Raw genomic sequence first — 11,460 nt, forward strand, 5'->3', positions numbered from 1 at the left:
TCAAAATAAAGAATTTTTGTCATTATAAATTAAATGTAGTGTAAAATTTTTTAAATGCAAAGTAAAGGAAAATTATGACATTTGTTTTTGATCACCCATTAATAAAAGATAAATTAACAAGAATGAGAAAGATTCAAACTGAATCAACTAAATTTAGAGATAACTTAAAAGAAATAACTCAATTAATGGCTTATGAAGTTACTAAAGATTTAGAGTTAGATAGAATTGAAATTGAAACTCCAATAACTAAAATGTTAGGATACAAATTAAAAGAAAAAATTGTATTAATCCCTATTTTAAGAGCCGGTCTTGGAATGGTAGATGGATTAAAAGAATTAATTCCAACAGCTAGTATTGGCCATATTGGAATCTATCGTGATGAAGAAACTGCTCAACCTAAAGAATACTATTGCAAAATGCCAGCAAATCTAACAAATGGAAATGCAATCATACTAGATCCAATGTTAGCAACTGGAGGCAGTGCTAGTAAAGCAATAGAAATCATTAAAACATATAGGCCAAAAACTATTTCTTTTATTTGCTTAGTAGCAGCACCAGAAGGATTAAAGGAAATTGAAAAGAATCACCCAGACATTAATATATATGTAGCAGCATTAGATGAAAAACTTAATGAAAAATACTATATTGTTCCAGGTCTAGGAGATGCTGGAGATAGAATCTTTGGAACTAAATAAAAAGTTTATAAGAACAAAAAAATATCACTTTTAAAAGTGATATTTTTTTATACTCAATGATTACTATTTATTGTATGACTCTTGAGCAGCATATGTCATTAATCTAAATTCTTTAAAGTTTTTAACATCTTTTAAAGTTAAACAATCTGTATAACTCATTGCTGAAGTTAAGTAACTTCTAAAGTTTTCTACTCATCCTTCAATTCTGTGAAGAATTGGCAATTCTTTAATAATACCTTCTGAAGTTTTTAAAGGTTTCTTTTCTTTTTGATCAGCTGCTGCTTCCATTTCAGTTTGTGCTTTTTTAGTAGCCATTCCATAGAAGATTTTTTTGTAATCATAAATATCTGGTTGATATTCTAAATGTTCTTCACTTGTAGAGTGGTTGCCTAATAGTTTTCAGTTTTCATGAATGTTTTGAGATGATTTTTCTTTGTATCAAATTTCACCAGGAGATTCTCAACATTGACTAAACAATCTTCCACACATTACATAATCTGCACCTAAATATAAAGATTTAATGATGTAATCATAGTTTTTCATCCCACCATCAGCTACAATCTTTGCTGGTTTAGAAGTACCATTCAATCTATAGCTTTCTTCCATTTTTTCTTGGATTTTTCTACATTCATAAATTAAACTTCCCATTGGATAAAATATTCCTGTATTTGATGCAGTAATACACCCACATCCAGCACCAATTCCAACTCTAATATAATCTGCCCCTGCTTCACTTAGATATTGGAAAGTTAATGGATTTGCTATGTTTCCACACATGATAGAAATTTTATTTCTAAAGATTCTTTTTAAATCTCTAATAGAATTTGCAAGTCTTCTCATGTGACCATTAGAAATATCAATAAGAATGTTAATAGATTCTAATTTTGCCATTTCTTTATAGTTTAGTTTTACATATTCTTCCATTTCATCTAGTCCCATAGCAACAAAGCATTTATCAAAGAATCTTGCTCTTTCATGAATTGGAACAGTTCTAGGAATAATTACATTAATATTATTTTCTTCATAAATTTTATAAGTTTTGTTATCAATAACTGAAGTCATTGGTGCTGTAAATAGTGGTAGTTTCCCATTAATTAAAGGACTACATTGACTTCTACTTCTGATGTTGGTAATTGCTTTAGGATAAATGCAAACTTCTTGAATCCCAAATAATAAATCTCTATTTATACTCATTTTCATCTCCTTATTATTTATAAAAACAAATACATTATTTATTTTCTTTGTTTTTTAATAAATTTCTTAAATCACTTTTAAATTTTTTAATTTCTTCTGGAAAAGGCTTCCCTGGAATTTTATGATGATGTCTACATTTAACAGTATATGTTTCATAGTTGCCAATTTGAACAACTGGTTCATCATAGTTACTTGGTTTATCGTTAATTATTCTTTGAGTAGCAGTTCCTGGTGCTCCACAATCTGTACAAATTGCTGATAGTTTTTCTACATACTCAGCAATACAAGCAATTTTAGCAGTAACCATAAAAGGTTCATTTTTAAAATTTTTATCAAGAGCAGAAACATATACTATATATCCTGAGTCTGCTAATGCCTGACAAACATCAACAATTGATTCATCTGCAAATTGAGCTTCATCAATTGCAACAACATGAGGGTTAACTTCTAAAGATAAAAGCTTATCAAATATCTCATATGGATTATCAAACTCAAATGAATCCATGTTTCTTCCATCTCTAGACATAATTTTGTTTTTAGTTCTTGTATCAATTTTAGGTTTGAACACTTGGTAGATTACATCTGCATAGTCTAATCTTTTAAGTTTTCTTAATAGCTCTTCAGACTTTCCTGCAAACATTGGTCCATATATCAATTCAATTCAACCTTTTTCTTTTCCAAAAGCATTATTTTTCATAACAAATCCTTTTAAACATTAAATTTAAATGTACAAATATCCCCATCTTCTACAATGTAATCTTTACCTGCTAATTTCATCTTTCCTTGCTTTTTAACTTCATCTTCACTTTTGTATTCCATTAAATCATCATATTTAATGATTTCAGCTTTAATAAAACCTCTTTGAAAATCAGAGTGAATAATACCAGCACATTCAGGTGCAGTCATTCCTTTTTTAAATTCTCAAGCTCTTACTTCTTTTTTTCCATAAGTAAAGTAAGTCATTAAATCTAAAATTTGATAAGCTTTTAAAATTAATTTATCTAAACCAATTTCAGTAAGATTCATCATTTTCAAGAATTCTTTTTTTTCTTCATAATTTTCAATCTTAGATAATTCTTGTTCTAATTTAATAGCAAGCGGAATAATATTTTCTTTTCCAACCTTATTTTCTAGGTTTTTATAATGAATATTTGCATCTAAGTTATTTAAATCATTTTCAGAAACATTAGCAACATAAATAATAGGTTTAATAGTTAATAAAGAATAACTTTTGATTACTAATTTTTCTTTGTCATTAAGTTCTACAGTATTAGCTAATTTTTCATTAGTTAAAGCAGCTAAGATTTTTTCACAAACCTCTTTTTCAAAAGCAGAATCCTTACATCTAGATTGTGCTTTTTTACCAATTCTTCCTAATCTGTTATTAATAACTTCAATATCAGAAAAAATTAACTCTAAATTAATAATTTCTAAATCTCTAATTGGGTCTACAGAACTATTAACATGAGTAATATCTGTATTTTCAAAACATCTAATAACATGACAAATTGCATCAACTTCTCTAATGTTACTTAGAAATTTATTTCCTAATCCTTCACCTTTACTAGCACCTTTAACTAATCCTGCAATATCTACAAATTTAAAAGTGTTATATACAACTTTCTCAGGATTAATTAAATTTGCTAAATTTGTTAACCTTACATCTGGAACATTTACAATACCAACATTGGGTTCTATTGTTGCAAATGGATAGTTTGCAGCTTCTACTGAAGAATTAGTAATTGCATTAAAAAGTGTTGATTTACCAACATTTGGTAAGCCCACAATACCTGTAGATAAACTCATATTTTCCTCTTTTTGTTACATAAGTATAAAAAATGAATCAAAGGATTCATTTTTTAATTCATATTTAAAATAAAATTAAGCTTTGTTAATAGAACCAAATAAAGTTATTTTTTCTAAAATTTTAGCTTTAATAGCTTCATATCCTGGTTTTAATAATTTTCTAGGATCGAAACCTTTTTTAACAGTGTCTAAATCTTTACCTTCTTCAACATATTTTCTAGTTGCTTCTTGGAAAGCTACTTGACATTCTGTGTTTACATTAATTTTTACAACACCTAATTCAATTGCCTTTTTGATTTGGTCATCAGGAATACCTGTACCACCATGTAAAGTAACACCAATGTTACCAATTACTGAACTTACTTTTTGTAATTGTTCAAAGTTTAATCCAGCTCAGTTTTCAGGGTATAAACCATGGATATTACCAATTCCAGCAGCTAATACAGTAATAGGTAATTTAGCAATTTTTTCACATTCAGCAGGATCAGCTAATTCACCATTACCAACAATCCCATCTTCTTCACCACCAATTGTTCCAACTTCAGCCTCTAAGCTAATGTCTCTATTTCCAATAATTGAAAGTAAGTCATTAACTTTTTTGTAGTTGTCTGCAAATGGTTCATGTGATCCATCAAACATAACTGAACTAAATCCAGCTTCAATAGCTTCAATACAAGCATTGTATGAACCATGATCTAAATGCATTACAACTGGAACAGTTATCTTTAAATTTTCAATCATTGCAGCAGTCATAGCAGCTACAGTTTTATAACCACATTGGTATTTAGCAGCTCCTTCAGATAAACCAATAATAATTGGAGTATTTGTTTCTTGAGCAGTTGTTAAAATTGCTTTTGTTCATTCTAAATTATTTGTATTAATGTGAGCAACTGCATATTTTCCTTTTTTAGCATCTGCTAACATTTTTGTCATACTTACAAAAGGGTATTTAGTATTAGTAATCATTATTATTTATTCCTATTCATTTTAAAATTTATAACTAGATCTCAAAGGTTTTATAATAAATTATTTATCTAAAACAATTTATTCTTCATCATCCTCTACTATTTCATCATCTTCATCGTCATCATCATCTGAGTCTTCTTCATCAACACTTTTCTCACCTGAAGTACCAGAAGATTTAACTAAATCATCTTCTTCAACCAAATCATCATCTTCAGAAGAAATGATAACTTTTGAATCTGGATCTTCATCTTCATCAATGAAGTCTGCAATATCACTTTCTTCTTCTTGTTTTGAAGCTGGTGGTTGGAATTCTTCAACATCACTTTCATAATATTCATCTAACCCAAACATAGATGAAGTAATTTTGTTAATTTCAGACAAAGTGAAATATTCTCTTAAAGATCATTTTTGATTTCCTAAAGAAATAAATCTTATATCTTGTAATAACTCAATATAAAGATCACTTGCACTTTCTTTAATAGAGGGATCATTTTTTAGTAAATTATTGAATAATTCTTTGAAAGTAAAAGGAGTTTTTCCAAATTTATCTTTCGCATATTCATAAGTTGTTTCAATTAAATGTTTTGCCATTTTATAAATCCTTTTAAAGTCCTTTAAAATTATACTAATATATTAGTGTTTTATTAATCAATATTATTTTATTATTCTCTCTTCTTGTCACTTCATTAAATGTTGTAATTCTTTCAGAAGGGAATTTATAGCTTAAATTTCTATCACGATCATATATATTGATTGCATTTTTATCTTCTAATAGAAATATATCTTTTTTCTTTTTTTCTTGAATTGAATATAAATATTTTGGATCAATGTTTTTCTTTTTTGATAACTCTTTAAGATCTTTTTCTGACTGTTGTGAGTAATTTTTAGCATCCACATTAACACTATTGTTTAAAAATGAATTAATAAATGAATTCAAAATGTGATCATCTAAACATTTTAAAGATCAAATAAAAGAGTTTAAATTTCCATCATTTAAATAAATATAAGTTTTATGAACATTTACATTAGATTCAAAAACTATTCATTCATAGAAATCATAGAAATAAATTTTGTCTTTCTTTTCAAAAAATAACTGTTTGATTTCTTTTAATCTATCAAAAATTTTCATTAAAGTTCATTCAAATATATATGTGTTTTTATTGTCATATATATCTTCATACATGTAATGTCTACCTAATAAGAAACTTTCAATATAGTTAATAGCACTTTTTTGAAAAAAAACATCATTATCCATAATAATTGATCTTTCAACTAAAAAGTCTATATCAATTGTAGAAAACTTAGTACCAACAGAGTATGAATCTCTTAACAAATAATCAATTCTATCAACATCAAGATTTGAAGATATTAATCTTCCAATCCATTCTTGTTTACATTCTCCAGTATAAACACTTGCTAAAGTATTTGCATTTATGTTGTTTTTCTTAAGAAGTCTCAAAATTCCTAGTTTTGGATTTTGAATAATTCTTTTTCCTAATTCTTCATGATGAATATGGGATATTTTTTCAAATACATGAGAATATGGACCATGACCAATATCATGTAATAATGCAGCTAATAAAAATAATTTAGAATCATCTTTTGAGATATGGTTCATAAAGTGTTTAGTAAATTTTTTTGCAACTGCATAAGCACCTAAACAGTGACTATATCTATTATGTGTAGCAGATGGAAAAATCTTATAACCAATCCCTAATTGTCTTATTTCTAAAAGTCTTAGCATTTCAAAACTATATGCAAATTCTAATAATCACTTTTCATCTGCAAAATTAATTTCTTTGTGAACTGGATCTTTGATGTAATGGTTGATAGGTTTTTTTTCAAAAAAATGATTTCTCTTTTTTTTATTTAAGTTTCATCTCTCTTTTGGTTTCATTTAAGCTCCTTTGTTGTCTAGAAAACTCTTAGCATTTTTAATAACTTTATCTTTACCTAAGATAAAGATAACTTTTGCTAATTCTGGACCATGAGAATTATGAGAAGAGTAAACTCTGATTGGCATAAACAGTTCTTTTCCTGATTTACCAGTTTGTTTTTTAACAGCATCAATAACAGTTGCAATTTCACTAATGTTTCAATTAGGCAATTCTTGTAACTGTTTAATAAAAACTTTAATTAGTTCTTTAGTATCAGCTTGTTTTAAAAAAGGGAATTTTTCACAAACTGCAGCAAAAGTCTCAGGACTAAAAAATGTTTCATCTATCAAATCATTAATTTGTTTAGCATATGCAATTTGATTTTTAAAAAGTAAAATTACATCATTTTCATTTCCTTTTAGAAAACCTAAATCAATAGTAATAAAAGGTTTTGCAAAAGAGATGAATGCAGAGTCTGACATCATTTTAAAGTGTTCAGAAGAAATTCACTCCATCTTTTTAAAATCAAAAGTAGTTGGAGATTTACTTACTTTTTTAATATCAAAGTTTTTAACTGCTTCAGCTAATGAAAAAATTTCTTTGTTATCACTAGATGAAAGACCTAAAAGGTACATAAAATTAACAATTGCTTCAGGTGAAAAACCCATATTTTTATAGTCTTCAATGAATTGTTTTAATTCCATATTTCTTTTAGAAAGTTTTTTTCCAGTTTCATCTATTATTACAGACAAGTGTCCAAAAACTATATTCTTATTAATATCTAAAGCTTCATTGATTGCAATTTGATAAGGAGTATTAGATAAATGTTCTTCTCCTCTAATAATATGACTTATTAACATATCATTATCATCAATTACAACAGCAAAGTTATATGTAGGAATTCCATTAGATTTTAAAATTACAGGATCCGTTAGTGCACTTGTTGGTACACACATTTCTCCTCTAACAATATCATTTCATTTTATTTCAGTATTGTCAGTGATTTTAAATCTTAAAGAAAAAGGAATGTTGTTTTTAATTTTTTCACTAATTTGATCTTCACTTAAAGACAAACATGTTCTGTTGTATTTAGGAGTTTTTCCATCTTTTAAAGCTTTCTTTCTGTTTTTTTCTAATTGTTCAGGAGTACAAAAACATCTATAAGCTTTTTTTTCTTTTAATAATTGTTCTGCCTTTTCTTTATAAATCGGTAATCTTTCAGTTTGGATATAAGGTCCATAATTCCCAGGGTTTAAAGGTGATTCATCTGGAAAAATTTTCAATCACTTTAAATTTAGTAATTGAGATTCAATTCCATTTTCTACATTTCTATCAATATCTGTGTCTTCTATTCTAACAATAAAATCACCATTGTTTTTTTTAGCAAAAAGGTAGTTGAATAGTGCAGTTCTAGCGCCTCCAATGTGAAATAATCCTGTTGGTGATGGTGCATATCTTGTTCTGATAATTTTATTTTTATTCATTTTGTATTCCTTTTCTTATTTATCCTCTATTAAGAAAAGTGTTCCTCCTGATCCTGTTAAAAATATTTTTTTATCATATTTTTTTTGTAATGTTTCATGTTTTATAGAAAGGTCTTTATATAAATTAAAGACACTTTCTTTTAAATCATTTTCTAACATTCAATATCTTTTAATTTTAAAATACAAAAATTGTTTTAGATAACTATTTTTACACATACTTTGGTTAGTTTCATAGTCTTCAAAAACTTTTTTAGTACTACATTCAATATTTGTAAAAAATAACTTAATTTTTAAATTAGGATTTTTTACTTTTTTAACTTTATTTCCATACTTATAAACAAAAGCTGCTTTATAGTTTTTAATAAAAAATAAAACATCACTACCAATGTTTAAAATATGTTTTTTAATTTGAAAATAGTTAATTTGTTTTATTTCTAATAAGAATTTAAATAAACAAGCAACATTAGAAGAACCACTTCCAAGTCCAGAAAATAAAGGGATGTTTTTTTTAATTTTTATTTTGAAAAATAAATTTTTATCAATAATTTCTTTTTCTTTTAAATAACTAATTGTTTTTTTAAAGATGCAGTTTTCTATTATTAAAGTTTTATTTGTTGAATCAAAATAAGAAATTTCATCTTCTTCTTTTTCATTTAAATTAATTTTTATTTCATCATATACAGAGTTTTCAACCAGTAAAAAAACACTATTTAACTTATGAAGATTATTCTTTTTATTTTTTTTACCAATAGATAAAAATAAATTAATTTTTGGATAACTTTTATAAATCATAGAAATCAAAACACATTTTTAAATAAAGTTCTTCTTTTATATTTTCAGGTCTTGTTGTTGGAATAATACTATGTTTATTAAAAACTTCTTCTATTTTTTGTTTTGGAAAATAATTTTTTAAATTATTGAAAATGGTTTTTCTTTTTTGAGAAAAACATTTTAATAGAAAAGACTCTAGTTTTTCAAAGTTAGTAAAATCAAAATCTTTTTTTCTTTCAAAACTAATAACTGTAGAATCTACTTCTGGTTTTGGAAAAAAACAATTATTAGAGACATCAAAAAGTTTTTTTATTTCACTAGTGATTCTTAATAAAACTGTGAAATTGTTATATTTTTTTGTTCCAACTTTTGCTGTAATCCTATCTGCCATTTCTTTTTGAACCATTAAAACAGATTGAGAAAAATTAGCATACTTTAAAATTTTAAAAATAATTTTTGAAGAGATACTATATGGCAAATTAGAAATAATTTTATATTGTGTGTCTTTATTAAATTCTTTAAAATCAAACTTCAAAACATCAATATTAATTATTCGTAATTCTTTGTATTCTTGTTTTAAAAACTCAACTAATCTTTTATCTAATTCAACAACAGTAAGATTTTTTGTTTGTGAAAGAACAATTTTAGTAAGAGCTCCAAATCCTGGACCAATTTCTAAAACATGATCATCTGGTTTTATTTCTAAAGAATCTACAATTTTTTTCTTAATATTTTCATTAATTAAAAAATTTTGCCCCATCTTTCGAGAAGCAAAAAATTTATTTTTTTTAATGAATGAAATGAATTTATTTTCTTCTTTTCCAATCATAATAGTTTATTTAATACCTAATTCTCTAAGTTTTTCTTCTAAACTTACACCCTTAGTTTTTCTTTTCACTATGTAGTGGTGAATAATTACAGATTGAGCAATAGTAAATAGAGAAGATAAGAATCAATATAACCCAACACTGGCTGGTGATTGAACTACAACAAATACAAGTACAACCATAACTACAGTTTGAGAAATTCTCATTTTCTTAGCAGAATCATTTCCTTTTTGACTAAGTGCTCTAGCATTAGCATTTCTTCTTTTAGCTAGAATCTGTGGAATCTTTTGAGAAATTATTTGAGAAGGAACAATAATCAATAGGAAGAATATGAATACTCATCCACCATTTGATAAATTAGAAGTAATTTCACTAAGTGGTGAAGCACTTAAAGCTCATATGTTAAATAAGTTAATAACTTTAATAGGTCTAAGAATTGTAACAACTCTATAAACTATTAAGAAGATTGGCATTGTTACAAACATTTGTTCAAACATTGCAAAAGGTTTAATATTGTATTTTTTATATAGTTCTTGAGTTTCTAATTGTTTTTTCTGCCTCATGGCCATGTCTTTTTTGACATCTTTGTATTTAGCATTAATCTCTGCTAATTTTCCTTGAATCTCTGACATCCTTTCAGACTGCATTGTGGATCTAATTGAAATCAGGAATGTAATTAGACGAATTATGAACAGTAATACAAATATTCCAAGTAATGCATCAAGTCCACCCCAAACATCTCTTAAAGGATACATAATTGATAAAACTAACATTGCCCCAGGATAAACAAACAATCCAAAGAATGGTCCATAATCACTTATATTCCATTGGGTACTAGTAAAAGCATAATATTCATTATTAGCACCAGATGTTAAGTCATACCTGAAATCTCCAGTACTTCCAAAGGGGAATCCAAATTCCATTCCGCTTCCTATAGTAGTACTAGTTTTAACAGTAGGATCTACCATTGTTTGAAAACAACCTCATAAACCCATCAAAAACAAGAAAGCATAAATAAATAATTTTGTAAATTTAAGAATGATTTTTAGTATTTTAACTACTTTTTCTTTTTTTTCTTTTTGAGGATCAACAGCTTGTGTTCAAAGAGGAGAAACAATGAAATTATCATTAATATAACTATTTTTCATTTCTATTCCCTTTAAATTTAAACTATGGTTACTATTTTATATTCAAACGTATTTTAACAATTAAATTAAACAAATCATTTTTTTTATTTAAAAAATCTGTTTTAAAAAAATTGTTTTTAGGGATTATTAATATATCAACAGGAATGTTTTTATTTTCTAATCCTCTTACAATACTTCTTATTTGTCTTTTTATTTTATTTCTTTCTACTGCAGTTTTAAAATTTTTTTTATTTGCAGCAATTGCATATCTTAATCAACCTAAATTATTTTTGTATGCATAAATAATAAAAAAAGAAGAATAATATGTAGATTTATTTTTAAAAAGATTAGAAAAATCTTTTTTATTTCTTAACACATTATCCTTCATAAATAAATTGATTATTGATCAGAAACAGTTAAACTATGTCTTCCTTTTTGTCTTCTTCTTCTAATTACTTCTCTACCATCAGAAGTTGACATTCTATTTAGAAAACCATGTTTTTTTACTCTTCTTTTTTTATTTGGTTGATATGTTCTTTTCATTGTGAACTCCCTTTAAATGTCTTTAATTGCCAAACTTGAATTATAAAAAATACAACAATATGTTAAATAATATCACAATTTGTTGTTTTGTTAATTTTTTATTACTTATATTTTATTGTATGAAACTACTAATAACTTATAATTATATATAGTGTTTATATACAATTCTT

Annotated in this window: 13 protein-coding genes; 1 reads left to right on the plus strand and 12 read right to left on the minus strand. The window is 25.9% G+C overall.

The window, feature by feature from the left end:
• The first annotated feature begins 74 nt into the window (after positions 1-74).
• Entirely contained in the window at positions 75-695 is a 621-nt protein-coding gene (gene upp / locus MYPE_RS05265) for a uracil phosphoribosyltransferase (protein WP_011077843.1), read from the plus strand.
• Positions 696-758: 63 nt separating this feature from the next.
• On the opposite strand, the gene MYPE_RS05270 is transcribed toward upp, so the two are convergent.
• From MYPE_RS05270 to rpmH, 12 genes are all read right to left on the minus strand, one after another.
• On the minus strand, positions 759-1,889 hold the full coding sequence (locus MYPE_RS05270) for an IMP dehydrogenase (protein WP_129374486.1): 1,131 nt from the start codon (positions 1,887-1,889) through the stop codon (positions 759-761).
• A gap of 34 nt (positions 1,890-1,923) precedes the next feature.
• On the minus strand, positions 1,924-2,586 hold the full coding sequence (locus MYPE_RS05275; RefSeq protein ID WP_011077845.1) for a thymidine kinase: 663 nt from the start codon (positions 2,584-2,586) through the stop codon (positions 1,924-1,926).
• Positions 2,587-2,597: 11 nt separating this feature from the next.
• Positions 2,598-3,695, minus strand: a complete 1,098-nt coding sequence (gene ychF / locus MYPE_RS05280; protein ID WP_011077846.1) for a redox-regulated ATPase YchF — start codon at positions 3,693-3,695, stop codon at positions 2,598-2,600.
• 75 nt (positions 3,696-3,770) lie between these two features.
• Complete coding sequence (fba, locus tag MYPE_RS05285; RefSeq protein ID WP_011077847.1) at positions 3,771-4,661, minus strand: class II fructose-1,6-bisphosphate aldolase; 891 nt, start codon at positions 4,659-4,661, stop codon at positions 3,771-3,773.
• Positions 4,662-4,739: 78 nt separating this feature from the next.
• Positions 4,740-5,252 carry a DNA-directed RNA polymerase subunit delta gene (gene rpoE / locus MYPE_RS05290; protein WP_011077848.1) on the minus strand — a complete coding sequence of 171 codons (513 nt, stop codon included), beginning with the start codon at positions 5,250-5,252 and terminating at the stop codon, positions 4,740-4,742.
• 34 nt (positions 5,253-5,286) lie between these two features.
• Entirely contained in the window at positions 5,287-6,558 is a 1,272-nt protein-coding gene (locus tag MYPE_RS05295) for an HD domain-containing protein (protein WP_011077849.1), read from the minus strand.
• Positions 6,559-8,022: a glutamate--tRNA ligase gene (gene gltX / locus MYPE_RS05300; RefSeq protein WP_011077850.1), complete on the minus strand. Its 1,464-nt coding sequence runs from the start codon at positions 8,020-8,022 to the stop codon at positions 6,559-6,561.
• A gap of 15 nt (positions 8,023-8,037) precedes the next feature.
• Positions 8,038-8,814 (minus strand): 4-(cytidine 5'-diphospho)-2-C-methyl-D-erythritol kinase, encoded by a 777-nt coding sequence (locus tag MYPE_RS05305; protein WP_044891326.1) that lies wholly within the window; start codon positions 8,812-8,814, stop codon positions 8,038-8,040.
• Positions 8,804-9,622 carry a 16S rRNA (adenine(1518)-N(6)/adenine(1519)-N(6))-dimethyltransferase RsmA gene (gene rsmA, locus MYPE_RS05310; protein WP_011077852.1) on the minus strand — a complete coding sequence of 273 codons (819 nt, stop codon included), beginning with the start codon at positions 9,620-9,622 and terminating at the stop codon, positions 8,804-8,806. Before rsmA ends, MYPE_RS05305 begins: the two co-directional genes overlap by 11 nt.
• A 6-nt stretch (positions 9,623-9,628) precedes the next feature.
• Positions 9,629-10,768, minus strand: coding sequence for a membrane protein insertase YidC (yidC, locus tag MYPE_RS05315; RefSeq protein WP_011077853.1), 1,140 nt, complete (start codon positions 10,766-10,768; stop codon positions 9,629-9,631).
• A 31-nt stretch (positions 10,769-10,799) separates the two neighbouring features.
• Positions 10,800-11,135: a ribonuclease P protein component gene (gene rnpA / locus MYPE_RS05320; protein WP_011077854.1), complete on the minus strand. Its 336-nt coding sequence runs from the start codon at positions 11,133-11,135 to the stop codon at positions 10,800-10,802.
• 11 nt (positions 11,136-11,146) lie between these two features.
• On the minus strand, positions 11,147-11,290 hold the full coding sequence (rpmH, locus tag MYPE_RS05325) for a 50S ribosomal protein L34 (RefSeq protein ID WP_011077855.1): 144 nt from the start codon (positions 11,288-11,290) through the stop codon (positions 11,147-11,149).
• Positions 11,291-11,460: the final 170 nt, after the last annotated feature.

This window comes from Malacoplasma penetrans HF-2 (genome assembly GCF_000011225.1).
In the GTDB taxonomy this organism is placed as follows: Bacteria; Bacillota_I; Bacilli_A; order Mycoplasmatales; family Mycoplasmoidaceae; genus Malacoplasma; species Malacoplasma penetrans.